General features: G+C 70.3%; 24 protein-coding genes and 1 pseudogene. 12 read left to right on the top strand and 13 right to left on the bottom strand.

Annotated elements, in window-relative coordinates:
* The first annotated feature begins 63 nt into the window (after positions 1-63).
* Entirely contained in the window at positions 64-531 is a 468-nt protein-coding gene (locus tag BV907_RS03250) for an NUDIX hydrolase (protein ID WP_077488213.1), read from the top strand.
* 20 nt (positions 532-551) lie between these two features.
* Here BV907_RS03250 and BV907_RS03245 read toward each other — a convergent pair whose 3' ends face one another.
* The 7 genes from BV907_RS03245 to BV907_RS03215 all read right to left on the bottom strand — a co-directional run bounded on the left by BV907_RS03245 (position 552) and on the right by BV907_RS03215 (position 6317).
* Positions 552-851, bottom strand: a complete 300-nt coding sequence (locus BV907_RS03245) for a DUF6510 family protein (protein ID WP_077488211.1) — start codon at positions 849-851, stop codon at positions 552-554.
* Positions 848-1579, bottom strand: a complete 732-nt coding sequence (locus tag BV907_RS03240) for a ferredoxin reductase (protein WP_217697877.1) — start codon at positions 1577-1579, stop codon at positions 848-850. Before BV907_RS03240 ends, BV907_RS03245 begins: the two co-directional genes overlap by 4 nt.
* Positions 1576-2169 (bottom strand): molybdopterin-dependent oxidoreductase, encoded by a 594-nt coding sequence (locus BV907_RS03235; protein ID WP_077488210.1) that lies wholly within the window; start codon positions 2167-2169, stop codon positions 1576-1578. The genes BV907_RS03240 and BV907_RS03235 overlap by 4 nt, the downstream gene beginning before the upstream one ends.
* Positions 2170-2267: 98 nt before the next feature.
* The gene (locus BV907_RS19275) at positions 2268-3086 is read right to left on the bottom strand and encodes an alpha/beta fold hydrolase (RefSeq protein ID WP_077488209.1); all 819 of its coding nucleotides are present in this window, start codon (positions 3084-3086) and stop codon (positions 2268-2270) included.
* On the bottom strand, positions 3076-4758 hold the full coding sequence (locus tag BV907_RS03225) for a sensor histidine kinase (RefSeq protein ID WP_077488208.1): 1683 nt from the start codon (positions 4756-4758) through the stop codon (positions 3076-3078). The genes BV907_RS19275 and BV907_RS03225 overlap by 11 nt, the downstream gene beginning before the upstream one ends.
* A gap of 127 nt (positions 4759-4885) precedes the next feature.
* On the bottom strand, positions 4886-5518 hold the full coding sequence (locus tag BV907_RS03220; RefSeq protein ID WP_077488402.1) for a GNAT family N-acetyltransferase: 633 nt from the start codon (positions 5516-5518) through the stop codon (positions 4886-4888).
* Between the two features lie 49 nt (positions 5519-5567).
* Positions 5568-6317 (bottom strand): LysR substrate-binding domain-containing protein, encoded by a 750-nt coding sequence (locus BV907_RS03215; RefSeq protein WP_077488207.1) that lies wholly within the window; start codon positions 6315-6317, stop codon positions 5568-5570.
* Between the two features lie 67 nt (positions 6318-6384).
* On the opposite strand from BV907_RS03215, the gene BV907_RS03210 reads away from it, so the two are divergent.
* Positions 6385-6804 (top strand): DUF5997 family protein, encoded by a 420-nt coding sequence (locus BV907_RS03210; RefSeq protein WP_175637359.1) that lies wholly within the window; start codon positions 6385-6387, stop codon positions 6802-6804.
* A 229-nt stretch (positions 6805-7033) separates the two neighbouring features.
* On the opposite strand, the gene BV907_RS03205 is transcribed toward BV907_RS03210, so the two are convergent.
* Positions 7034-7414: a MarR family winged helix-turn-helix transcriptional regulator gene (locus BV907_RS03205; RefSeq protein WP_077488204.1), complete on the bottom strand. Its 381-nt coding sequence runs from the start codon at positions 7412-7414 to the stop codon at positions 7034-7036.
* A gap of 87 nt (positions 7415-7501) precedes the next feature.
* Here BV907_RS03205 and BV907_RS03200 point away from each other — a divergent pair, with 87 nt between their 5' ends.
* Entirely contained in the window at positions 7502-9010 is a 1509-nt protein-coding gene (locus tag BV907_RS03200) for an MFS transporter (RefSeq protein ID WP_077488203.1), read from the top strand.
* A gap of 143 nt (positions 9011-9153) precedes the next feature.
* On the opposite strand, the gene BV907_RS03195 is transcribed toward BV907_RS03200, so the two are convergent.
* Entirely contained in the window at positions 9154-9528 is a 375-nt protein-coding gene (locus BV907_RS03195) for a VOC family protein (RefSeq protein ID WP_077488201.1), read from the bottom strand.
* A 146-nt stretch (positions 9529-9674) separates the two neighbouring features.
* Here BV907_RS03195 and BV907_RS03190 point away from each other — a divergent pair, with 146 nt between their 5' ends.
* Entirely contained in the window at positions 9675-11003 is a 1329-nt protein-coding gene (locus BV907_RS03190) for an MFS transporter (RefSeq protein WP_077488199.1), read from the top strand.
* Positions 11004-11082: 79 nt separating this feature from the next.
* The gene (locus BV907_RS03185) at positions 11083-12183 is read left to right on the top strand and encodes an alanine racemase (RefSeq protein ID WP_077488197.1); all 1101 of its coding nucleotides are present in this window, start codon (positions 11083-11085) and stop codon (positions 12181-12183) included.
* 266 nt (positions 12184-12449) lie between these two features.
* On the opposite strand, the gene BV907_RS03180 is transcribed toward BV907_RS03185, so the two are convergent.
* Positions 12450-13205 (bottom strand): MerR family transcriptional regulator, encoded by a 756-nt coding sequence (locus BV907_RS03180; protein ID WP_077488196.1) that lies wholly within the window; start codon positions 13203-13205, stop codon positions 12450-12452.
* A 170-nt stretch (positions 13206-13375) separates the two neighbouring features.
* On the opposite strand from BV907_RS03180, the gene BV907_RS03175 reads away from it, so the two are divergent.
* Positions 13376-13744: a DUF1622 domain-containing protein gene (locus BV907_RS03175; RefSeq protein ID WP_077488195.1), complete on the top strand. Its 369-nt coding sequence runs from the start codon at positions 13376-13378 to the stop codon at positions 13742-13744.
* A 221-nt stretch (positions 13745-13965) separates the two neighbouring features.
* Here the strand turns inward: BV907_RS03175 and BV907_RS03170 are convergent, their stop codons facing one another.
* Both BV907_RS03170 and tcuA read right to left on the bottom strand, forming a co-directional pair.
* Positions 13966-14658, bottom strand: a complete 693-nt coding sequence (locus BV907_RS03170) for a GntR family transcriptional regulator (RefSeq protein ID WP_077488194.1) — start codon at positions 14656-14658, stop codon at positions 13966-13968.
* Positions 14659-14710: 52 nt separating this feature from the next.
* Complete coding sequence (gene tcuA, locus BV907_RS03165) at positions 14711-16198, bottom strand: FAD-dependent tricarballylate dehydrogenase TcuA (RefSeq protein ID WP_077488193.1); 1488 nt, start codon at positions 16196-16198, stop codon at positions 14711-14713.
* 479 nt (positions 16199-16677) lie between these two features.
* Between tcuA and BV907_RS03160 the strand changes: the two genes are divergently transcribed.
* The 3 genes from BV907_RS03160 to BV907_RS03150 are packed head-to-tail and all read left to right on the top strand — an operon-like array spanning position 16678 to position 19624.
* Positions 16678-17460: a Bug family tripartite tricarboxylate transporter substrate binding protein gene (locus tag BV907_RS03160; protein WP_245827765.1), complete on the top strand. Its 783-nt coding sequence runs from the start codon at positions 16678-16680 to the stop codon at positions 17458-17460.
* Entirely contained in the window at positions 17457-18089 is a 633-nt protein-coding gene (locus BV907_RS03155) for a tripartite tricarboxylate transporter TctB family protein (RefSeq protein ID WP_077488192.1), read from the top strand. The genes BV907_RS03160 and BV907_RS03155 overlap by 4 nt, the downstream gene beginning before the upstream one ends.
* A complete protein-coding gene (locus BV907_RS03150) occupies positions 18089-19624 on the top strand; it encodes a tripartite tricarboxylate transporter permease (RefSeq protein ID WP_077488190.1) in 1536 nt (511 codons plus the stop codon). Before BV907_RS03155 ends, BV907_RS03150 begins: the two co-directional genes overlap by 1 nt.
* A gap of 384 nt (positions 19625-20008) precedes the next feature.
* Here the strand turns inward: BV907_RS03150 and BV907_RS03145 are convergent, their stop codons facing one another.
* Positions 20009-20209, bottom strand: a complete 201-nt coding sequence (locus BV907_RS03145) for a hypothetical protein (protein WP_077488188.1) — start codon at positions 20207-20209, stop codon at positions 20009-20011.
* 133 nt (positions 20210-20342) lie between these two features.
* Between BV907_RS03145 and BV907_RS03140 the strand changes: the two are divergent.
* From BV907_RS03140 to BV907_RS03130, 3 genes and pseudogenes are all read left to right on the top strand, one after another.
* Positions 20343-20576: pseudogene (locus BV907_RS03140) on the top strand (DUF1622 domain-containing protein); the annotation flags it as partial.
* A gap of 598 nt (positions 20577-21174) precedes the next feature.
* A complete protein-coding gene (locus tag BV907_RS03135) occupies positions 21175-22404 on the top strand; it encodes an MFS transporter (RefSeq protein ID WP_077488184.1) in 1230 nt (409 codons plus the stop codon).
* A 16-nt stretch (positions 22405-22420) separates the two neighbouring features.
* Positions 22421-23116, top strand: a complete 696-nt coding sequence (locus BV907_RS03130) for a FadR/GntR family transcriptional regulator (RefSeq protein ID WP_245827764.1) — start codon at positions 22421-22423, stop codon at positions 23114-23116.
* Positions 23117-23207: the final 91 nt, after the last annotated feature.

Below are 23207 nucleotides of genomic sequence, written 5' to 3'. Positions count from 1 at the left end.
CCAAGGCTGATTGGCTCGACAGTTAGATTGGCTCGACGGCTAAATTGGCTCCATGGAGACACGATGACCGTGACGAGCGCTGGCCTCCTGCTGTACCGGCTGGACGGGACGCGCGGCCTCGAGGTGTGGATCGCGCACATGGGCGGGCCGTTCTGGGCGCGCAAGGAGAACCGGGCGTGGTCGATCCCGAAGGGCGAGTACGCCCCGGACGAGGACCCGTTCGTCGCGGCGAAGCGCGAGTTCGCCGAGGAGATGGGCACGCCGCCGCCCGAAGCGGACTACGTGGGGCTCGGCGACTTCCGCCAGCCCTCGGGGAAGATCGTGACGGTGTTCGCGGGCGAGGCGGATTTCCGGCCCGAGCGGATCGTGAGCAACACCTTCCCGCTCGAGTGGCCCAAAGGGTCCGGGATCCTGCGCGACTTCCCGGAGATCGATCGTGCAGAGTGGGTCCCCGAGGCGGAGGCCCGCGAACGGCTCGTCAAGGGCCAAGTGCCCGTCCTCGACGCGCTGCTGCGGCGCCTCGGCTCCTGAGCGGCGCCCGAAGGCCCGGGCTACCGGACCTCGATGGTGAGCTGCGTGAACCCGCTGAGGTCGAGGATGACCCGCCCGCCCCGCTCGTCGAGCCGCAGCAGCACCCCGCCGCATGAGGGGCAGCGCAGGATCTTCGCGGGTGCGTTGACGTAGAGGTGGGCTTCGGCGACGGCCCGCCTGTCGCCGCAGGTGCCGCACGTGCCGAGGGCGGCGGTGATGTCGATCGCGAAGACCTCGGAGAGCGGCCCAGCGAGGGCGTTGCCGTCGAGGTAGTCGTCCTCGGCGCTCCGCTCGGCAGGCCGCCCCGTCCACTCGCTCACGATGCGCCTCCCAGCCCGCCGTAGCGCTCGGTCTTGATCCGGTCCGGGGCGTGGCCCAGATCCACGAGCCAGCCCGCGACAGCCTCGACGAAGCCCGTGGCCCCGCACACGAAGATGGCCGGATCCGCCCCGCTGTCCAGCACGCTCGCCCCGAGCGTCTCCGCGTCGAGCCGCCCGACGGGCTGCCCGTCCGGTGCGGTGCGCGTGTACACCCACTGCAGCCCGAAGGTCCCGGACGCCTGCGCGAGCGACTCGAGCTCGTGGCGGAAGACGGCGGCCTCCGGGCTCCTCACCGAGTAGAGCAGCCTCAGCGGGGACGAGTGGCTGGCCATCTGGTGCGCACGCACCATGGCCATGAGGGGCACGACGCCGGATCCGCCGCCGATGAGCTGCACCGGCGAGTCGTCCTCCGGCCGCCACACGAACCAGCCGCCGACGGGACCCCGGACCTCGACCTGGTCGCCGACCCCGAGGTCCCGCACGAGGTACGGCGAGACCTCGCCGTCGGGCAGCTCCTCCACCGTGATCTCGAGCCCGTCCGGCGGGATGCCGGCCGAGACCGAGTAGGAGCGGACGGCCTGGTACCCGTCCGGTGCCGTGAGCCGGAGGTCGACGTGCTGCCCCGCCAGGACGCGCACGGGGACGGGCAGGCGCAGGCGGATAGTGCGCGCCGTCGGCGTCTCGTCGCGGAGGCCGACGACGTCGGCGACGTTCCAGGCGCCGCTCACCCGTAGCGCTCCTCGCGCCAGGGGTCCCCGTGCAGGTGGTAGCCCCTGCTCTCCCAGAAGCCCGGGCGGTCCTGCGGGATGAGCTCGACGCCGCGGACCCACTTCGCGCTCTTCCACAGGTACAGGTGGGGCACGAGCAGCCGGACGGGGCCGCCGTGCTCGGGCGGGAGGTCTGCGCCGTCGAACTCGTGCACGAGCCAGGCCCTGCCCCCGAGCACGTCAGACAGCGGGAGGTTTGTCGTGTAGCCGCCGTAGGAGTAGAAGAGCGCGAACTCGGCCTGGGTATCGACGCCGTTCAGCACGGCGTCGACGGGGACGCCGCGCCAGTGCGTGCCGAGCTTCGACCAACTCGTGACGCAGTGCAGGTCCGCCGTGACGTCCTCCTGCGGCAGGGACATGAAGACGTTCCAGTCCCAGTGCCGGCCCGTGCCGCTCTCCGTCCTGAGGGAGAAGACCCAGTCGTCGCGCTCGATCCTGGGTGTCGGGCCGGCCGAGAGCACGGGGAAGTCCTCGGTCACGTACTGCCCTGGCGGCACGCCCGGAAGGTCCCTCTTCCGGCGGCCCTGGAAGCCGGACGACACAATGCCCATGGCTGCGCTCCTCGCGGCCATGGGGCACCGCCCGGCAGCGGAGGCATGGCCTGCGAGGACCATACGCCCCGCGGCGCGGCGGGGCCAGAGCCCAGTGCTCAGCCGCCCTCAAGAAATCCGAGCACGTCCTCGGCGAAGCCCGGGGCGTACTGGGCGCCGACGTGGCCGCGGCCCGCGTAGAGCCGCAGCGCCCCGCGCGGGAGGCCCCCCGCCGTCTCGCGGAAGACGCCGGCGCCGTACGGCGCGTCCTCGTCGCCGCCGACGACGAGCGTCGGCACCGCGATCCCGGGCAGCCGCGCCGTGAGGTCGTACGCATCCTCGGCGAGGATCGTCGCGGCGAGGTCCGCGGTCGCGCCGTGGAACATGAGCGGCCCCACGAGCCAGCCGAGCCACCCCTCGAGCTGGCGCGCGACCGGCCGCACGTCGAGCAGCCGCATCATCTCGGCGCCCGCGCCGCGGCGGTCACCGGCCTCCAGCCGGGCGAGCACAGCCCGCTGCCCCGCGCGGCCCTCGGGCCCGAGGCGGCAGCCCGCCGAGACGAGGACCTGGCGCCGGACGACGGCGGGGTGGTCCGCGGCGAGCTGGAGCGCGGCTGAGCCACCGGTGGAGAAGCCGAGGACATCGACCGGTCCGCCGAAGCCCGCCAGCGCGACGGCGTAGTCGGCCGCGATGTCCGCCATCGTGGTCCCGGGCGGAAGGCCCGGTCGGCGCCCGACCCACCAGACCTCCCGGGCCTGCGCGAGGCCGCGCAGGGGCCGCTCCTCGGCCGCCCGGTCGAGCCCGTGGGGCACCGCATGCCGGGCGCCGAGCCCCGGCAGGACGACCAGCGGCGGGCCCTGGCCGAGGCGGAAGGCGGGCAAGCCGGCGGACGGCGACGGCCCGCCGTCGTACGCGTGCCGGCGCGCGTCAGTCGGCACGGCCGGCCTGCGTCCCCGCCCCGGGAGAGGGCTGCGGAGGCATGGACGCACCGGGGATCCGCAGGGTGAAGGTCGTCCCCTCACCGAGCCGGGAGACGCACTCGAGGCGGCCGCCGTGCTGCTCGGCGACCTCGCGCGCGAGCGCCATGCCGAGGCCGATGCCGGGAATCCCGGCAACCTTCGCGGCCGAGCTCCGGTGGAACCTCGTGAAGACGCTGTTGACATCGGCCTGGGACATCCCGATGCCGTCGTCGGAGACGGTCAGGACCACCCATCCGTTCTCGCGGGCAGTGGAGAGCCGCACCTCGCGCCCGTCGCCCGAGTACTTGATGGCGTTCGAGACGAGGTTGTCCACGGTGCGGATCATCGCCGTCCGGTCCCCGTGCAGCCGCACGTCTCCCGACGTGCGGACCTGGAAGGAGATCCCGCGGCTCGCGGCCTCGGGCGTCGCGCTCGCGGCGGCCTCGCGGACGAGCTCGGCGAGGTCGATCGGCGTCCACAGCACCGAGGCGACCGTGCCCGTGGCCGCCGCGAGGACCTCGTCGACCATGAGCTGGAGGTGCCGGGCGCTGCGGTCGATCACGAGGACGTCCGCCCGCGCCCCCGCCGGCAGGGCCGGATCGTCGAGCAGGAGCTCGGCGTAGCCCCGGATGCTCGTGAGCGGGGTGCGGAACTCGTGGGACATGCTCGCCACGAAGCTGTCCTTCGCCCGTACGGCGGCGACGACGTCGGTCACGTCCGAGAACGCGAGGACGGTTCCGGCGGGGCCGGCTTCGGCGCCGCCCAGCGGCCGGGCGGAGACGGACACCGTGCGGGCGGTTTTCCCGCGCCCGAGCCGGACGATCTCGTGGGTGAAGACCTCCCCCGCGATCGCCCGCGCGGCCGGGCGGCGGCGGGGCGGAACGAGCTCGCCCGTCGCCTCGTCGACGACGACGAGCTCGGCCTCGGGCGCGTCGTCCGCGCCCTCTGGGAGCGCCGCGCGGTAGAAGTCCCGCAGCCTGAGGTTGAAGAGGATGTCGCGGCCGTCCGCGTCGAAGGCGACGACGCCGACGTCCACGGTGTCGAGGATCGTCTCGAGGATGCGTTCGCGCATCTCCGAGCGCTCGAGCAGTTCGGCGATGTGGCTCTGCTGCTCCATGCCGCTCTTGGTCATGACGGACACGGCCACGGCGATCGCGAGCATGAGGAACGGTGTGACGAGCTCGCCCACGAGGTCCCGCAGTCCGAGATCCGAGCGGCCGAGCAGCGGCAGCCAGACCATGAGCAGCACTGCGACGCCGCCGGCGGGGACCATGATCTTGGGGTGGATGCCCGAGCCCGCGAGCCACATCATCGGGAACACGGCGAGCAGCCCGAGCCCGGGCACGACGTCGGCCGCCGAGGCGCGGACGAGGGCGATGGGGATGAGATCGAGGAACGGGATGACAAGGAAGAGCCCGTACGGGATCCGGTCCCACGGCAGCGCGGCGCACAGCCCGAGCAGGAGGATCCCGAGCCCCTGGCCGACGAGGAACTCGAGGTGCATGGGCTCCTCGTGGACGAACGCCATGATCCCCCACACGAGCCCCAGGGTCAGGTTCAGCGGCATCTGGCTCAGGACCACCCGGCCCCGCATGCTCAGGTCGTGGAAGCTGCGTTTGCCCAGCACAAGGACGTCCAGCAGCTTGTCCAAGGACCACCTCCCCCGCATTCGGCGACGCTCCCGCCGCGGCGGCCTGTTCGCCCGCCCGGCACGTCGGCTCCCCCCGCCCCCTGCCTTCCCAGCAGGGTATCCCGGACGCCGACCGTGTCCGTAGGGTCTACGCGTCCGCGGCCGCGAAGTCGATCCGCATGACGACGCGCCGCGGGGACGGGTGGCTCACCTCGGCGAAGCCCGCGTCCGCGAAGACGTTCCGGTTCCCCACGTACAGCTCGCCCCACGTGATCTCTCGGCCGGGCTCGGTGATCATCGCGTAGCCCTCGATCGCCCGCGCCCCGCGCGAGCGCGCGTAATCCACGGCCGCGGCGGCGAGCGCCGCGCTCACGCCGCGTCGCCGGTAGCCCACCCGGGTGACGAAGCACGTGACGGCCCACACGCCATCGTCGTCCTTGTCCTCGTCCCGGCCCGCCCAGGGGACTCTCATGCCGTCGAGCCGCGGGTACGCGGTCCGCGGCTCGACGGCGCACCACCCGGCGGGCTCGCCGTCGAGGTACGCGACGAGGCCCGAGGTCGACGTGGCCCGCGGGCTCCCGCAGCGGGTCTGCTCGCGCAGGGCGTCGGCGCGGGCCTCGCGCGGGGTCGCCCGCCACTCTCGGGCGGCGAGCTTGAACCACTGGCACTGGCAGCGTGCGGGGTCCCCGCGCCGCCCGAAGATCGACTCGAGGTCCTCCCACGATGCCTTGTTGGCCGGGACGGTGCTGATCGTCGGTTCCCTCGTCCGGGGTTCTTCCATCTTGCCCACAATAGGCCGCTGCGCGCCGGTGGTACAGGTTCCGGCCCGCTCAGCGCGGACGACGGCGGGCCGCGCCCGGGCGCTTGCCCTTCCCCGCGGCAGGCCTCCCCTTGGCGCCGCCCCGGCCGCCGCGGGCCGCCTTGGCAGCGCGGCTGGCGTCGTTGCGCGCCTTGGCCTCCTTGGACTGCGACGCGGCGCGCTCGGCCCGACGTTCCTTCGCGGCCTCCTGCTGGCCGCGCTGGACGGACGCCTGCCGGGAGCTGTTCGCCCCGCGCCCGCGGACCACGCCGATGAACTCCTGAATGGCCTCGGACTCGTTGTCCTTGAGCCACGCGACCCCCACCCCGTAGGGCTCGACCCCGGTCACGGGCCGGTAGCGGAGCTCCTTGCGGTTGAAGTGCCGCACGACCGACATCGGCATGATCGCGAGCCCCGCCCCGCCCTCGACGAGGTCGAGGCGCTCGGAGGGCCCGCCGTCGTACTCGAAGAGCTCGTCCTCGACCTCGGCGAGCGGGATCTCATCGAAGGCCTGGATCTCGTGGCCCTTCGGCGCGACGACGACCGGCAGCTCCTCGTAGAGCGGGATGATGTGCAGGCGCTCCCTGTCTTCGTCCCCTACGGGCAGGCGCACGAAGGCGATGTCCGCCCGGCCGTCGCCCAGGACGGCGAGCTGTTCGCCGTCGTCGACCATCGCCGAGGCGAGCGGCACCTCGGGGAAGCGGTCCTCCCAGCGGTGGAACCACTTGCCGGGGGCGACGCCCGCAACAAAGGCGATCTTGAGGGGTTCGGGGGACTCCATGCGTCAACGGTAGCCCGGCTAGGCTTGATGCATGAGCTCGAACCCCAAGGCCAGCGCCTCCCAGTCCATGAAGCCGGCCACTGCCGCTAAGAAGCTCGGCATCTACCTGCCCGCGGCCCCCGCGGAATTCCAAGAGGGCGACATCACGCGCGAGGAGTTCGACGCCCTGCGCCAGAACCCGCCGGCGTGGCTGTCCGAGCTGCTGGCCCAGGGACCGCACCCGCGGCCCGTGGTCGCGCAGAAGCTCAACGTCTCGATCTCGGGCCTCGCGCGGGCGGGCATCACCGAGCCGCTCACGACGGCGGAGATCACCGCGCTGCTGCAGGACCGGCCGCAGTGGCTCCAGGAGGAGCGGGCGAGCATGGCCGCCGTGCGCGAGGAGGCCCGGCGGGTCAAGGCCGCGGCGGAGGAGAAGGCGGCCCGGTCGGCCGGCGCCCGGCACGGCGCTGCGGCAGAGCGGGCCAAGCGCGGCGGCAGCCACGGCTGAGCCGGCCCCATCCGACCCCAGGGCGTTGCGGGGTCACCTCCCTGCGTTGCGGGGTCACCTCCCTGCGTTGCGGGGTCACCTGTGCAGGAGATGCCGGCACAGGCGGCGCCCAACATCCTCAGGACATAGCCTCCGCATCCTTGAGACATGACCCCGCAAGGTTGAGACATGACCCCGCAACGTTGGGAGGTGACCCCGCAACGTTGGGAGGTGACCCCGGGCCCTGGGCTCAGCCGGCCAGGTTCGCCTCGAGGAGCTCGCGGTGCAGCGCCGCGGCCTTGGCGTGCACGGCGCAGCCGGCCTCGGTGAGCCCGACGTAGAGCGAGCGACGATCGTCCGCGCACGCCGCGCGCGTGACGTAGCCGGCCTTCTCGAGCCGGTCGACGATCTTGGACAGCGCGCTCTGGGTCATGGGCGAGACCGCCGTGAGGTCCTTCATCCGGCAGCCCTCCTCGCTGCGCTCCGAGAGCAGGTCGAGGGTCTCGAACTCGTTGAGCCCGATCCCATGCTGGGCCGAGAGCTCTCGGTCCAGCGCATTCGACGTCTTGAGGTACACGCACTGCAGCGCGCGCCATTGGTCGATGATCTCGGGCCTGGCCTCCGTGGACATGCCCCCCAGTGTACCAAGACAGCGGAATATTTTTCCATGTCATCTTTTTCTTGGTCATTCAATGATGCGTCATGTATTGTCGTCGGCATGGCACAGGATCTCTCGTCCCTGACTGCACTCCCACCCACTCCCACCGCCGGAAGCTCGACCCGGCCTGGCGCCGTCGTGCGCTGGAGCCGCGCGCAGTGGCTCCTCCTGACCACCCTCTGCGTGGTCCTCGCGCTCGACGGGCTCGACGTCTCGATGGTCGGCGTGGCCCTGCCATCGATCGGCCACGAGCTCGGCCTCGGCACGGGCGCGCTGCAGTGGATCGTGTCCGGCTACGTGCTCGGCTACGGCTCCCTGCTCATGCTCGGCGGGCGGCTCGCGGACCTGCTCGGCCGCCGCCGGATCTTCCTCATCGCGCTCACGGTCTTCGCCGCGGCGTCCCTGCTCGGCGGGCTCGTGAGCGACCCGGCGCTGCTCATCGCGACGCGCTTCGTCAAGGGCCTCGCGGCGGCGTTCACCGCGCCGACCGGCTTCTCGATCATCACCACGACGTTCGCCGAGGGCCGCGAGCGCAACCGCGCCATCTCGATCTACACGACCTTCGGCGCCTCGGGCTTCTCGCTAGGGCTCGTCGTCGGCGGGCTCATGACCGCGCTCTCCTGGCGCTGGACCTTCCTCTTCTCCGTGCCGATCGCCGTCGCCGCGATCGTCCTCGGCCTGCGCTACATCCCGCGGGACAAGCCCGCGGCCGATGGCGGGCACGACGTCTGGGGCGCCGTCACCCTCGCGCTCGGCATGCTCGGGCTCGTCTTCACCGTCGTCTCGGCGCCCGACGCCGGGTGGTCGTCTCCGCAGACGATCGGCGGCTTCGCGCTCTCCGCAGCCGTGCTCGCGGCGTTCGCGGTGATCGAGTCGCGGGTGCGGCACCCGCTCATCCGGTTCGGGATCCTGCGCGAGGGCTGGGTCGCGCGGGCGAACATCGCCGCCGTGGCCCTGTTCGGCTCGTACCTGAGCTTCCAGTTCATCGTGACGCTGTACCTGCAGTCGGTTCTCGGCTGGGCACCGCTCGCGATGGCCCTCGCGCTCCTCCCGGCAGGGCTCATGGTGGCCAGCTCTGCGCCCTTCGCGGGGCGGCTCATCGACCGCTTCGGCGCGACGCGGCTCATCATCACGGGCCTGATCTCGCTCTCCGCGGGATACCTGTGGTTCCTGCAGATCGACACCTCGCCGAATTACGTCGTGGACATCCTGCCCTCGGTGCTGCTGCTCGGCGTCGGGTTCGCCCTCGGGTTCCCGGCGATCAACGTCCAGGCGACCGCCGGCATCCACGACTCCGAGCAGGGCCTCGCGGCCGGGCTCATCCAGACCAGCACGCAGGTCGGCGCGGCGCTCGTCCTCGCGGTGACGACGGCGATCGTCGCCGCCGGCGGGCACGCCGCGGACGGCGGGGGTTCTGTCGGAGGCGGGGCAGGGGTCGCTGACGCGGCGGCGATGCTCACCGTCTTCCTCCCCGGGCTCGCGCTGAGCACGGCGGTCGCGGTCGTGGGCCTGCTCGTCGCGGCGGCGCCCCGGGCCTGGAGGCTCAGGCTCGCGACGGCGCGGCGGTAGGAACTGACCCCGCATCGTTGGAAGGTGACCCCGCAACGCAGGGACGTGACCCCGCAAGACTCATAAGTGGCCACTCAACGCACGGGATGTGACCCCTCAACCGGAAGGTTTGATTGAGGGGTCACGTCCCCTGCCGTGAGCGGTCAGTCCTGGTGGAGCTGGATGAGGTTGCCGTGGCCGTCGTCGAAGACCGCGGACAGACCGGACGGGTCCTCGGTGGGCTCCCCGCGGAAGCCGACGCCCGCGGCGCTGAGCCGCTCGTAGTCCGCCCGCACGTCCGGCGAGCCGAGCACGATCGCCGGGAGGCCGGCGTCGTACACGCCCTTGCGGTACGACTCGCCGATCGGGTTGTCGCTCGGCTCGAGCAGCAGCCCGACGCCGCCGGAATCCGGCGAGGTCACAATGAAGAGGTTCGCCTCCGGCATCGCCAGGAGGGTGTCGAAGCCGAGCGTGCCGGTGTAGAAGGCGTGCGCGGCGGCCGGGTCGGTCACGTGAAGGGAGCACATCTTGATCCGCATGGGCCCCAGCCTACGCACGGCCTCGGACATGTGTCAGGGCTCGGGCGGCGGGGTGGGCCGGTCCTCGGCGGACGTGCGGACAGAAGGTGTCCTCTGTGTTTCGCGGCCCCGGGCGGGTCGCACGACGGCGGTCCTAGACTTGACGGGTGGCCGCACCTCGCGCTTTCCGCCCCTTCGCGCACCGGGAGTATCGGGTCCTCATCGCCGCCTTGGCCGTGAGCATCTTCGGCTCGGGCATGTGGGCCGTTGCGATGGTCTACCAGGTCCTCGCCCTGGACGGAGGGCCGCTCGAGCTGTCCCTCGTGGCCGCGTCGATGAGCGTTGGGCTCACCGCCTTCGTCCTCGCCGGCGGCGTCGCGGCCGACAGGATCCCGCAGCGGCGGCTCATCATCGCCGTCGAGGCCGTGAACCTCGCCTCCGTCGGCACCGTCGCCGTCCTCGCCGCGCTCGGCTGGCTCGCGATCTGGCACATCGCGGTCGCGGCGTTCGCGCTCGGCGTCGGCGCGGCGTTCTTCTTCCCGGCCTACTCGGCGATCCTGCCGCGCATCCTCCCGCCCGAGGACCTCCTCGCCGCGAACGGCATGGAGGGCACCCTGCGCCCGATGCTGCAGCAGGCCGCGGGACCGGCCGCCGCGGGCCTCGTGGTCGCGGCGCTCTCGCCCCCGCACGCCGTCGCGGGCGTCGCGGCGTGCCACGTCATCGCGTTCATCGCCCTGAACTTCCTGTCCAGGCCCGCACCCGACGGCGAGCCGGCCGCGGACGGCGGCCCCATCGCCGTCGCGCGCCCTTCCATCCTCCACGAGCTGCGCGAGGGCATCGCGTACACCGTCCGGACCCCGTGGCTCCTGTGGACGCTCCTGTGGGCGTGCTTCTCGGTGCTGTTCATGATGGGGCCGATCGAGGTGCTGCTGCCGTTCGTGGTGCGGGACCAGCTCGGCGGAGACTCGGCCGTTTTCGGCCTCGCGCTCGCGACGATGGGGGTCGCGAGCGCGGCAGCCTCCCTCGTGACGGCGTCGTTCCGGCTCCCGCGCCGCTACCTCACGCTCATGGTCGCCGTGTGGGGCGTGGGGTCGATCCCCCTCGTGTTCGTGGGGCTCATGGACGCGTTCTGGCAGCTCGCTGGCGCGCTCGCGGTGCTCGGCGCAAGCTGGTCCTTCGGCACGGTCATCTGGGGAACGCTCCTGCAGCGGCGCGTGCCGCCGCACCTGCTCGGGCGCGTCTCGAGCTTGGACTTCTTCGTCTCGCTCGCGTTCATGCCCGTCTCGATGGCCCTCGCCGGCCCGCTCGCGGAGGTGCTGCCGCTGTGGCTCATCTTCGTCGTGGCCGGCGGGGTGTGCCCGATCATGGCGCTCGTCGCGATCGTCGCCGCGCGCATGCCCTCGGACGAACTCGCCCACCCGCTGGACAGGGCCCTGCAGGATGGCGGGGGCGTCGAGGCCTTGAACGAGGACGTCGCCGAGTCGCCGGAACGGTGAGCGCACGACGCCGGGCGCGCACCCGCCGTCGTGCGCCCACCTAGGCTGGGGTTCTACCCGGACCTGCGAGGAGTGCCCCATGAACACCGTCCCTGACGACATCGACACGCCCGAGATCATGGTGGACAGGGACGTCCTGCAGCGGAACGTCACGCGGATGGCCGAGGCCGTGCGGGCGAAGGGCCTCGCGCTGCGCCCGCACGCGAAGACCCACAAGATCCCCGAGATCGCGGCGCTGCAGCTCGAGGCCGGGGCGGTGGGGCTCACGGTCGCGACGATCGGCGAGGCGGAGGTGTTCGCCGAGCACGGGGTCGCGGACCTGTTCATCGCGTACCCGCTGTGGGTCGGGCCGCGGCAGGCGGAGCGGCTGCGGGCGCTGAGCGAGCGGGCCAGAGTTTCCGTGGGCACCGACTCCGTCGAAGCCGCGGCGGCGATGGGCGCGGCGCTCGGGGACGCCGCGGGGCGGATCGAGGTGCTCGTCGAGGTCGACAGCGGCCACCACCGCAGCGGCGTCCTCCCCGGGCGGGCGGCTGAGGTCGCGCGGGCCGCAGCCGGGGCGGGGCTTCGGGTCGCCGGGGTCTTCACCTTCCCGGGGCAGTCGTACGCGCCGGGGATGCCCGTCGAGGCCGCGGGCCAGGAGCAGCGCGCCCTCGCCGAGGCCGCCGGGGCCCTCGCGGGTGCGGGCTTCGACGTGACGCGCGTGAGCGGCGGGTCCACGCCGAGCGCGCTGCTGACCGAGTCCGGCGCGACGACCGAGGTTCGCCCGGGCGTCTACGTCTTCGGCGACGCGCAGCAGCTCGAGCTCGGACGCTGCGAACCCGAGGACATCGCGCTGACCATCGCCGCGACCGTCGTGAGCCGGCACGAGGGCGAGGGCGAGGTCCCCCGTCGCATCGTCATCGACGCGGGCAGCAAGGTGATCGGCGGCGACCGGCCCGCCTGGGCGACGGGGTTCGGGCGCCTCGCGGACCATCCCGAGGCCCTCATCACCGCGCTGTCGGAGCACCACGCGACAGTCGTCTTCCCCGACGGCGCCGACCTGCCCGCGCTCGGCGAGCGCGTCCGGGTCATCCCGAACCACGTGTGCGTCGCGGTGAACCTCGTGGACGACGTCGCCGTCGTCAGCGGCGGAGAGGTCGTGGGCCGGTGGCGCGTGGCCGCCCGCGGGCGGAACAAGTAGCCGGCTTCCCCTCCCCGTTGCGGGGTCAGGTCCCTGCCTTCCGGGGTCACCTCCCTGCGATCCGGAGTCAGCTCCCTGGGATCCGGGGTCGCCTCCCTGGGATCCGGGGCCATCGTCAGGACGTTGGCTCCGCAACGCTGAGAGGTGACCCCGCAACGTTGGGAGGTGACCCCGGGTTGTGGGGTGTTGAAGTGCGCGACGGCGGGTGGTTGCCCGCCGTCGTTTGCACGCTTCTCAAGCATCTCCAGCGTAGACCCGCCGGGCGCTCAGAGCTCCCGCTCCGCGTAGATCCGCAGGGCATCCCTCACGAAGGCCGCCCCCGTCTCGCCGCCGTAGTTCCTGGCGAAGCGCGGGTCCGCGACGTACATCTCGGACAGGCCCAGGACGTACTCCTTCGAGGGTCCGTCGGGGTAGCCCGGCGTGCCCGGGATGCCGCCGAGCCAGCGCACGTGGCGGGCCGCGAGCGCCTGGGCGGCCTCGCCGTCGGGCGCCTCCCCCGCCCCCGCCGCGGCGATCCAGTCCTCGCCGAGCCGCTGCGAGAGGGCCTTCCAGTCGCGGCGCTGCTCGTCGCTGAGGCCGCGCCACCACGCGTCGGAGTCCGCGTAGGCCTGCTTGCCCCAGCGCTGAACGACCTCCTCCCGGTACTGGGTGTGGTCGAATCCGTCGAACATGTCCTCGGCCATGAGTGGCCCTCCCGTCTCGAGTGCGGCGATGGTTCGCTCCACGGCACGGGCCTGCCGCGCGAGCCGCTCCCGCTCGGCGTCGAGCCGCGCGAGGTGACGGCGCAGGGCGGCGGCGGGGTCGCCGTCGTCCGCGAGGGCCCGGGCGATCTCGTCTAGGCCGAGGCCGAGCTGGCGCAGCAGGAGGATGCGCTGGAGCCGCACGAGCGCGGCCGCGTCGTAGTAGCGGTAGCCGTTGCTGCCGACCCGGCTCGGCTCGAGCAGCCCGATGCTGCCGTAGTGCCGCAGTGCCCGGCTCGTCGTGCCCGCCAGCCGGGCGACGTCCTGGATGCTCCAGTCCACCGCTCCCCCTTGTCGTTCCGTGTGCTCTTCGAGCGTAGAAGTTGACGCAGCGTCAAGGTCAAGGGGAACGAGGACATCGTGCCGCGCGTCCCATCCCGGACGAGGGGCAGCCGTGCTTGCCTAGAGGCAGCGCAGACCGGCGAACGGCAGCACGCGGAAGGCGGGACGCAGTGGAGTTCAAGCCCCTGATCGAGATCGCGGCCGAGTTCCTCGATGCGGCGGGCGTCGTCGTCATCGTCGTCGGGGCAGTGATCAGCGCCGCGGCGGCCGCGGTCCGGTATGTGCGCAACCGGGACCCGGAGACCTATCCGCGCTTCAGGCGACAGCTCGGCCGCTCGATCCTGTTGGGCCTCGAGTTGCTGGTCGGGGCCGACATCGTCCGCACCGTGGCGGTCGTCCCGTCCTTCGACTCGGTCATCGTGCTCGCCCTCATCGTGCTGATCCGCACCTTCCTCAGCTTCTCCCTCGAGCTGGAGATCACGGGGCGGTGGCCGTGGCAGAAGAAGTCCGAGGCCACCCCCGCCGCGGCCGAAGCATAGCCTGGCCCGCCGGGCCGCACACGCGAGCGCTGCCTCGTCGACGCGTTCCACGTCGGCGCGTGCCCCGGCCAGGGCCTCGGGGTGCCTGAACGGACAGTCGAGCATGGTCTCGGCCTCGGCCAGCCGCTCCGCCGTCCGCTCAGCGAACCTAAGCTGGGCCGCCAGCGACAAGTGCGGCCCCAAGCATCCGAGGAATCGGAGTTGTAGGGGCAGCTCGGCCGTTAGCGGGAGCGGTGAGAATCAGCAGGCGGCTGCTGGAGGGCGCTCTGGCGGAGGAGTTGAAGCCGAAGCCGGCGGGCGGTCTCCATGTGCTCGCGGGCGATGGTGCGCGCGGCCTGCTCGTCCTGGTCTTCTATTGCACGCACGAGCCGCTCGTGCTCGTCCAGAGCAGCCTCCCATCGGCCCTCGGTTGAGAGAGTGGATCTGGGAGCGTGGATGAGGTGGGTGGACAGCCGTTCGAGCAGGTCTTGCAGCACGCGATTGTGGGTGCATGCCCACACTGCGGCGTGGAACTCCAGATTGGTGGTGATCCGGGCGTGGTCGTCCGGGTCGACGAGGGCACGGTCGCGCTCTACCAAAGCATCCAGACGAATGAGGTCGGTGAATTGGCGGGCTCGGGCGGCCTGAGCCGCAGCTTCTTGTTCGAGCAGGATGCGCATGTCGTAGATCTGGATGACCTGCTGCGGGTCGATCTCCGGCACTCGGAGCCCGCGGTCGATGCGTTCGAGCAGTCGTTCTTGCTGCAGGCGGGAGAGCGCCTCCCGGACCGGTGTCCGGGAGACGCCGAACCGCTGGGCCAGAGCCACTTCACGCATGGGGGTGCCCGGCTGGTGAATGCCTGTGAGGATCTCATCGCGTAGGGCGATGAAGATGGCATCTCCGTCCGGGCGTACCGAGGTCGCAGTCTGCGTCACTGGGATTCCCCTTGCATGATGTGGGCCTGTAGTGGCCGGATGATCATCAACTCTACGCTAGGGCCCCGGCGCGCCGACCGAACACACATCCGGCGGCCAGCCCGGCTCCACCGGGGTAGTTGGAAGAAAAGAGCCCGCCGAGCATCTCCCCTGCAGCGTAGAGACCTTGGATGTGGCGACCTTCGGCATCGAGGACCCGGCCATGGGTGTCGGCCTTGACCCCGCCAAAACTGAAGGTGATCCCGCAGGTGACTCCATACGCGTAGAACGGCCCAGTCTCCAGAGAGGAGGCCCAGTTGCTCTTGGGCGGCGTTGTGTCGGCCCTGCGGCCGTCCTTGATGTTGGGATCGAAGCCGACCGACCGGTCGATGGAGGCGTTGTAGTCCGCCACCGTCTTCGCCAGAGCCTCGGGCTCGATCCCAATCTGCGCGGCGAGCTCTTCAATGGTATCGGCGGTGGCCACGGAGATGCCGGGCATCTCGTACTCCTCGGAGCGTAGCATCGGACGCAGGGCGGCATCGAAGATCTGATAGGCCACCGAGCCGGGCTGCTTGAGGATCTCCTTCCCGTACTTCGCATATGTGTAGTTGCGGAAGTCTGCGCCCTCGTCGAGGAACCGCTTGCCCTCAGTGTTGACGATGATGCCCAGCGGGTAGCTCTGCCTGGTCAGGCGGTTGGTCAGCTCCCGGTTGGACTCGTTGGTAGGGGTGAAGGCATCCCACTGCACGGAGTGGCACGTGGACCAGTCCCCGCCCTTGGCCGCCCCGATCCGCAGCGCCGCGGCGATCATGTCTCCGGTGTTGTAGGGAGTACCACGCACCTTGGCGTTCTCCCACCCCTCCCCCAGATAGTCACGGCGCCACCTCGGATCGGCCTCAAAGCCGCCGGCCGTCAGGATCACCGACTCCGCCCGGATGACCTTGCGCCCCTCAGCAGCCTCGACGGCCACTCCGACCACTCGCCCGTTCTCCACGCACAGATCGGTCGCCCGCTGCCCATACCGCACCTGCACGCCGAGCTCCCCAGCCACCCGGGTGTGGTCTTCGATCAGGCCCTCGCCGCCGCCGACATTGCCCACGTGCAGCCCGCCCCAGAACAGGTAGGACCCGTCCGCCCGCTCATAGGCCTGACGCTCGTACATCAACCGGTACTTCAGGCCCAGGCTGCTGAGCCACCGCAGAGTGGATTGGCTCTCGGTAACGAGTACCTCGGTCAAGGCCGGGTCGTTCCGGCCCTCGGTGACCTTGGCCAGATCGGCCGCGTACTCCTCGACGCTGTACGCCGGGACCACGGTCATGGCATGGCGGTCGTCCGGCTCGATGAAGTCCTTCAGGTCCTCCAGCCCGTTGTGGGCGATTCGGGTCGCCCCGGCAGTGTAGAAGCTGTTGCCCCCGGCCATGTCCTGCTCACCCTTCTCGAGCAGGATCACCGACCTGCCCCGCACGGCGGCCGCATGGGCTGCAGTGAACCCGGCGTTGCCCCCGCCCACCACCACCACGGCAACCGCCTCTGTCGGGAATTCGGCGTCCTCAACTGACATTGCTACCTCCTGATTAGTTGTACACATTTGTATACAGTAACGGCCATGCATCCGCCAAGCCCCCCGTGAGCCGATTCCATCATCCCGGTGACCCTGCACAGAGCCCTGCTCTTCCTTGGAAGTGGTGGCCCTTGCGGTGACGGGGCTCACGCCGTATAACTGTATTCCATTGTGTACAACTGCATGCAGACCATCGGCCCAATCGCCCTGTCGCTCTGGGGACGATGTGCGAGGACGGTCGACCCCGAGTACTGGACGATGTCGTCAGGGAATGAGGATCATGAAGAAGCCAATCCGCGCAGGCCTGTTCGGCCTGCTGGCGGCGGTGGTGGCCATGCTGGCCTTGGTCAACGCTGCCTCCTCCGGAGGAGTGAGCACTGCCCGCAGCAAACTCACTCTGATCGCCCCGGCGGCCCCAGGGGGGCGGCTGGGACGGGTTCGCCCGTGAGGCACAGCAGGCGCTGCGTGCCGAAGCGATCGTGAACAACCCCCAGGTCGTCAACATTCCCGGCGCCGGGGGCACAATCGGGCTGAGCCAGTTCGTCCAGACCCCTGGGCGGGAGGACGCCCTGATGGTCACCGGTGGGGTGATGGTCGGGGCCATCGAACTATCTGACAACCCCGAGTCCTTCGACGACGTCGTGCCGATCGCCCGGATGGCCGATGACTACGCCGCCCTGGTCGTGCCCGCCGACTCGAAAATCCAGACCCTGGAGGACTTCCTGAGCGTCTGGACGCAGGACCCCGGAGGCACCTCCATCGGCGGTGGGTCGCTGGGCTCCATCGACCACCTGCTCAGCGGGCTGCTGGCCAAGGAGGTCGGCATCGACCCCAAAGCCGTGAACTACGTGGCCTACTCCGGTGGTGGCGAGGCCCTGAACTCCCTGCTCTCCCACACCACCGCCGCCGGGATGTCCGGCTACAACGAGGTCAAGGACCAGATCGAGGCTGGCACACTGCGGGCCCTGGCCATCTCCTCCCCCGAGCACCTCAGGGGTGTGGACGTGCCGACCTTCCGGGAACAGGGCGTGGACGTGTCCATGTCCAACTGGCGTGGCGTGGTAGCCGCCCCGGGCATCAGCGACGAGGCGAAGGAGGAGCTCATCGACATCGTCACCGAGCTCCATGGCTCCCCCGAATGGCAGGACGCGCTGGCACGCAACAAGTGGACCGACACCTTCTCCACCGGCGCGGACGTCGAGGAGTTCATCGACGGCGAAGTGGCCACGGCCCAGCAGATCGTAAAGGAACTTGGACTATGAGCATCACCCCAGCCGACACGGCCACCGCGCAGACCACAGCGGCCCCCCCGCGCGCCAAGGGCTTCTGGACCGGGCGCAGCGAGTTCGCCTTCGTGGCCTTCCTCTACGCCCTCGCCGTGTTCTTCACCATCGGCACCGCCACGATGCACGTGCTCGGCAAAGCCCTCCCCGGCCCGAGGCTATTCCCCGTCATCGTGTGCGTACTGCTCTATGCCACAGCCACCATGCTGGCCATCCACATCATCCGCCACCGGCACCTGCCCGACACCGAACCCCACCCCGGCCACGGCGACTTCTCCGCCGACCTGCTGAGCGACCTGGCCCACATCACCGATGAGCACACCGCCACCCGGGGCCCGGGCATGTCCAACCGGTCGAGGACATACTCAGACTGGAAGACGGTCGGGATGATCGCCGGCGCCGCCGTCGCTTTCATCTCCCTGCTCAAGGTCGTCGGCTGGATCCTGTGCGCGGCCTTCCTCTTCTGGGTGGTCGCCCACGCCCTAGGCAGCAAACGGCCCGTCTTCGACCTCGGGCTGGCCCTGCTGCTCTCCTCCGTCATCCAGCTGGCCTTCACCGCCGGGCTGGGCCTGCCCCTACCGTCCGGGTTCCTGGAAGGACTTCTCTGATGGACCAGATCTCCCTTCTGCTCGAAGGATTCAGCAACGCCCTGACACCCATGAACCTGCTGTGGGTGGTCCTCGGGGCGATCCTGGGCACCGCCGTAGGGGTGCTGCCCGGCATGGGCTCTGCCATGGCCGTGGCCCTGCTGCTGCCCATCACCTTCTCCTTGGAGCCCACCGCAGCGTTCATCATGTTCGCAGGGGTCTACTTCGGCGGCCTGTTCGGCGACTCCACCGCCGGGATCCTGCTCAACACCCCCGGCCACTCCTCAGCGATCGCCTCCACCTTCGAAGGTCACCGCATGGCCAAGAACGGCCACGCCGCCAAAGCGCTGGCCACCTGCGCGCTGGGCGCCTTCATCGGAGGGCTGATCGCCACCACCCTGATGGTGTTCTTCGCCCCTGCCCTAGTCAAGCTCGCCACCGTCTTCGGCCCGGCCGAGTACTTCGCCCTGGCCGTGTTCGCATTCCTGGCGATCTCCGCGGTCGTCTCCGAGTCCGTCATCCGCGGACTGGCCGCCCTGGGCATCGGCCTGGCCCTGGCTCTGGTAGGAATCGACGGCCCCAGTGGCACCGCCCGCTTCACGCTCGGGATGCCGGAGCTGTTCGACGGGATCTCCGTCGTCGTCATCACCGTCGGCCTGCTCGCCCTCGGGGAGGTCTTCCACATCGCCTCCCGCATCCACCGCGATCCCGTCGCCACCCGCATCACCCCCGCAGGGAAGGCCAGGATCACCTGGGTCGACTTCCGCAAGGCCCTGCCCGCCTGGCTGCGCGGCACCGCCTTCGGCGCCCCCTTCGGGCTGATCCCCGCTGGCGGGGCCGAGGTGCCGACCTTCCTGGCCTACGGCACCGAGAAGCAACTGGCCAAACGCCGCCGGGACCCCGAGTTCGGCACCACCGGCTCCATCCGCGGCCTGGCTGCCCCCGAAGCCGCGGCCAACGCCACCGCCGGCACGGCAATGGGGGCCCTGCTCGCCCTCGGCCTGCCCACTTCCGCCACCGCTGCGATCATGCTCGCCGCCTTCCAGCAGTACGGCATGCAACCGGGTCCCCTGCTCTTCGAACGCAGCGGCGACATGGTCTGGGCCCTGCTGGCCTCCCTGTTCATCGGACTGGTCATCCTGGTGGCGATCAACCTGCCCTTCGCCTCCGTGTGGGCCAAGCTGCTGAGCATCCCCCGGCACTATCTCTACGCCGGGATCACAGTCTTCTCGATGCTTGGGGTCTACGCCATCAGCTCCTCGCTGGTCGACCTTTGGCTACTGCTGGCCATCGGGCTGGTTGGCTTCATGATGCGCCGATACAACGTGCCCCTGGCCCCGGTGCTCATCGCCGTGATCCTTGGCCCCATGGCCGAGACCGAACTGCGCCGGGCCCTGGCCGTCTCCCAGGGTGACCTGAGGATCCTCGTGGACAGCCCCATCACCATCACCCTCTACGCGGTTCTGGCCGCCGGACTGATCATCAGCGCCATCCAGCACCTGCGCCACCGCCACGATCACGACAAGGCTCCGGCGAAGGAGGACGTACCCGCGTAGACCACTGCGCGGCACCAGCACCGCCCCCTCGAGGACTGGCCCAGCGAACCAGTCCTCGAGGTTCCCAGAAAAGGGTGCCGCGGACAGACGGAACGGAAGAGGGGCAGTCTCCCTAGGGGTGAACTTGGACGCTCTATCGGCGGCCTTCTGATCAATGCTGATCTGATCATTCATCCGACAGCCCCGACGTCATGCAGACCTGACCCGCGGACTAATGCGGGGGCGGACCATATGGGGACGGGCCCACCAAGATCAGACGGGAAGAGCCGGGGCCGCACCAGCCACGTCGCCGCTGACTGTGTCGAGGCGGACGGGAAACTCAGTGCGCGCAGGCTCGCGATCCTCTCCGTCTCCGAATCCAGTCCGTGCTCGGCCGTGGCCGGCTCACCTGCAGGACGAGTCGCTGCGCGCGGCGATGGCCGCGTCGACGCGTTCCACTTCGGCGCGTGCCGTAGCCAGGGTCTCGGCGTGCTTGAACGGACGGTCGAGCATGGTCTCGGCCTCGGCGATCTTCGCCTCGGCCTCGGCCATCCGCTCGGCTGTCCGCTCGGCGAGTATGGGCAGGGCCGCGACGCGGTTCTCCATCTGGCGGATGATGCCGAAGTCCGCGCTGACCAGCGAGTCCCGATCCAGCCGCGTCTCTTTCCGAGGCTCTCGGCCGGACCACTGAGAGCCCTTATCGGCCGGCGGGTACCTGCGCGTCCGGGACCCGGAGACCTATCCGCGCTTCAGGCGGCAGCTCGGCCGCTCGATCCTGTTGGGCCTCGAGTTGCTGGTCGGGGCCGACATCGTCCGCACCGTGGCGGTCGTCCCGTCCTTCGACTCGGTCATCGTGCTCGCCCTCATCGTGCTGATCCGCACCTTCCTCAGCTTCTCCCTCGAGCTGGAGATCACGGGGCGGTGGCCGTGGCAGAAGAGGTCCGCGAGCCGCGAGGCCGCGGCCGAGGCCTAGCCCGGCCCGCCGGGCGCGCACCACGAGCGCTGCCTCCCAGCCGATGACTGCGAGGGCATCCGCCGCCTCGAATGGCTTCAGGCGGCACACCATGACTGAGCCCCTCAACATGCCTGAGCGGGTCGACGCCTTGGATGAAGCCCCGAAGCCGCACGACGCTGGCGGGTGCGGCCAATGGCGGGTGATCGACAACTCCGCCGCCTTAGGGACGGCAGCGAGGACGCGTTGAGATTCATGCTCGGCGTCCCGGACTTGCTCGCCTCACGCTGCGCCGCGCCGCCCACATCATGCAGGGCCTGGGGCAGGGTCAGGTACAAGGGAACTGTCCACTTGCCCTTGCCGCACTGTGGAGACCTGATGGATACGGCTAGTGCAGGCTTCCGTGTCCGCGGGGAAGCGCACAAGGAGGACGTACGAGTTCTGGGACAGCGTTTTGGCTCACACGACTCGACAGGATGCTGACATGGGGCGTTGGGGTGGACCCAACGCCACGCTCCCCCATCTGCTGATTCGTACGGCTTCGGTTCGTACAGACATGCCCTAGGCTAGTGCATACCAATAAATGGCCGAACCATTATAGTGAGACGAAGGAGGCCGCATGTCACGTACCAATCAGTCCGCATCATCTGTTGATCCGCGGCGCCTCCGTCGCGACAGCCACTTGACACAGTCGGCGAACCTCGCATTCTCGATCGCGCAGGCAATGGCGGCCGTCATCGTGCCGATCCTGGCCGTGTCCGCGGGTCACGACATCGGGCTGATCGGGCTCATTGTCGCGGTCTCCGCGGTGTCGCAGACAGTCGCTCGCCTTGGCATGGGCGCCCTGATGAGCCGGCTGCCCACCAAACACTTCATTGCCACAGCCACGCTGCTGCTGTCCGCATCCTGTCTCCTCCTCGGCTTCAGCACCGAGCTGTGGGCCTTCGTCGTCGCCCAGCTCCTGCAGGGAGCGGCACGGGCATATTTCTGGACGGGAAGCCAGACGCATGTCGTCCGCGCGTCCGACTCCGCCGTCACCGCACTGTCCCGCTTGAACGTCGTCCAGGGCATCGGCCAGCTGATCGGACCGGCACTGGCGGGCGTCCTTGGTGCCTGGTCGCTTCAGATCTCCCTCCTGGCAGCCGGCGCACTTGCGGCAGTCGCGCTCGCGCCCGCCATCGCCCTCGTCCGCTTCGCCCCCTTCCCGAAGCGGAGCCGCCACAGCACCGAGCGTCCTCGGCAGATCTGGCGCCAGCCGGGTGTCGGCATGGCCGCCAGCATGACAGCGATTGGCGGTGCATGGCGCGGGATCGTCAATTCCTACCTGCCCGTCATCCTGACCGCGGCCGGGTACAGCGTTCCCGTCGCAGGGGCGCTTATGACGGTCGCCAATCTTGCTTCGCTTGGCGGCAGCGCGCTGTCCCGCCGCATCCAGGCCGCGGGCCCGCGCGCTGCGAACGCGATCGGCACGGCCGGGGCAGGTCTGGGACTCGCGCTCGCGTCGTTCTTCCCGAATCCGATCTGGGCGGTCGTTGTGGGGCTCGCGATCTCGGGGGCAGGTGCCGGGATCCTGCAGACGGTCGGACCGGCCTTGGCGGCAGATTCCACCAGCGAGGACGACCGTGGGCGCGCCATCGCTTCCATCGGGACGTTCCGGTCAATCTCGCTGCTCGCGTCCCCGCTGGCCGCGGCAGGGCTCGTCCTCATCGTCCCCAGCGCAGCTGTCGCCGCGGGGATCGCCGGTATCATCATTTCCACTCCATCGCTGACTGCTCTGATCAGACCCAGAGGCAAGGCGAGGACGTCCCGGGAAGGCACCCATGAACACGACAAAGACTTTGCGAACTGACCGCCCAGCGAGAACAGTGTCCACCGATCTGTTCGGCCGGATCGAGGCGCAGCGTTCCTCTCAGACGGTCGCCGACCGGATCCGGGCCATGATCCAGCAGGGTGTGATTGCCGTCGGAGACCGCCTGCCCTCAGAGCGTGACCTGTGCGAGCAGCTGGGCGTGAGCCGCGTCACGGTGCGCGAGGCGCTGCGGATCCTCGAGACGAACGGGCTGGTCACCGTCAAGGTCGGCGTGAGCGGCGGCGCTTACGTCACTGTTCCTCCGATCGATGTCGTGCGCGACAGCATCGGCGACCTCCTCGCACTCTCCGCCCTGACACCGGCACAGATCACCGAGGCGCGCACGCTTCTCGAGCTGAGCCTGATCCCGCTCGTGTGCGAGCGTGCAACCGATGAAGACATTGCGGAGCTCTACGCGCTCTGCGACCGCGCCCTCGCCGAACGCGAGCGGGGCGACTACGACGTCCGCACCTCCCTGAGCTTCCATCTTCGCGTGGCCGCTGCCGCCCACAATCCTGCTGTCCTCATGCTGCTCACGTCCATCCAGCAGCCGATCCTCCGGTCACTGCACGACGCGGCCCACCAGGACACCAGCGGCGTCCAGGAACACCGCCGGTTCGTCGATGCCATCGCCGCTCGGGACGCCGATGCTGCGACCGAGATCATGCGCGCCCATCTGGGCCGCACGGCGGCCCGCTTCGCCCAGCCCTGAGACCAGGCCTCACCGAGCCCCTTGACAAACAGAGCGATATCAAGGACGCTCGATAACACTAATGGTCTAACCATTTGCGCAGAGGACCAAT

The organism is Sinomonas mesophila (genome assembly GCF_001999765.1).
Classification (GTDB): Bacteria; Actinomycetota; Actinomycetes; order Actinomycetales; family Micrococcaceae; genus Sinomonas; species Sinomonas mesophila.
Note: the sequence above shows the minus strand (reverse complement) of the source record. Positions and strands in the feature narration are given on the sequence as shown.

Excerpts from the sequence above, each read along its gene's own strand:
- tcuA (WP_077488193.1), bottom strand. The coding sequence starts at position 16,198 with ATGTCAGTTGAGGACGCCGAATTCCCGACAGAGGCGGTTGCCGTGGTG.
- BV907_RS03135 (WP_077488184.1), top strand. The coding sequence starts at position 21,175 with ATGTCACGTACCAATCAGTCCGCATCATCTGTTGATCCGCGGCGCCTC.
- BV907_RS03215 (WP_077488207.1), bottom strand. The coding sequence starts at position 6,317 with ATGGAGTCCCCCGAACCCCTCAAGATCGCCTTTGTTGCGGGCGTCGCC.
- BV907_RS03220 (WP_077488402.1), bottom strand. The coding sequence starts at position 5,518 with ATGGAAGAACCCCGGACGAGGGAACCGACGATCAGCACCGTCCCGGCC.
- BV907_RS03250 (WP_077488213.1), top strand. The coding sequence starts at position 64 with ATGACCGTGACGAGCGCTGGCCTCCTGCTGTACCGGCTGGACGGGACG.
- BV907_RS03145 (WP_077488188.1), bottom strand. The coding sequence starts at position 20,209 with ATGGAGAACCGCGTCGCGGCCCTGCCCATACTCGCCGAGCGGACAGCC.
- BV907_RS03235 (WP_077488210.1), bottom strand. The coding sequence starts at position 2,169 with ATGGGCATTGTGTCGTCCGGCTTCCAGGGCCGCCGGAAGAGGGACCTT.
- BV907_RS03200 (WP_077488203.1), top strand. The coding sequence starts at position 7,502 with ATGGCACAGGATCTCTCGTCCCTGACTGCACTCCCACCCACTCCCACC.
- BV907_RS03155 (WP_077488192.1), top strand. The coding sequence starts at position 17,457 with ATGAGCATCACCCCAGCCGACACGGCCACCGCGCAGACCACAGCGGCC.
- BV907_RS03205 (WP_077488204.1), bottom strand. The coding sequence starts at position 7,414 with ATGTCCACGGAGGCCAGGCCCGAGATCATCGACCAATGGCGCGCGCTG.
- BV907_RS03210 (WP_175637359.1), top strand. The coding sequence starts at position 6,385 with ATGAAGCCGGCCACTGCCGCTAAGAAGCTCGGCATCTACCTGCCCGCG.
- BV907_RS03185 (WP_077488197.1), top strand. The coding sequence starts at position 11,083 with ATGAACACCGTCCCTGACGACATCGACACGCCCGAGATCATGGTGGAC.
- BV907_RS03195 (WP_077488201.1), bottom strand. The coding sequence starts at position 9,528 with ATGCGGATCAAGATGTGCTCCCTTCACGTGACCGACCCGGCCGCCGCG.
- BV907_RS03150 (WP_077488190.1), top strand. The coding sequence starts at position 18,089 with ATGGACCAGATCTCCCTTCTGCTCGAAGGATTCAGCAACGCCCTGACA.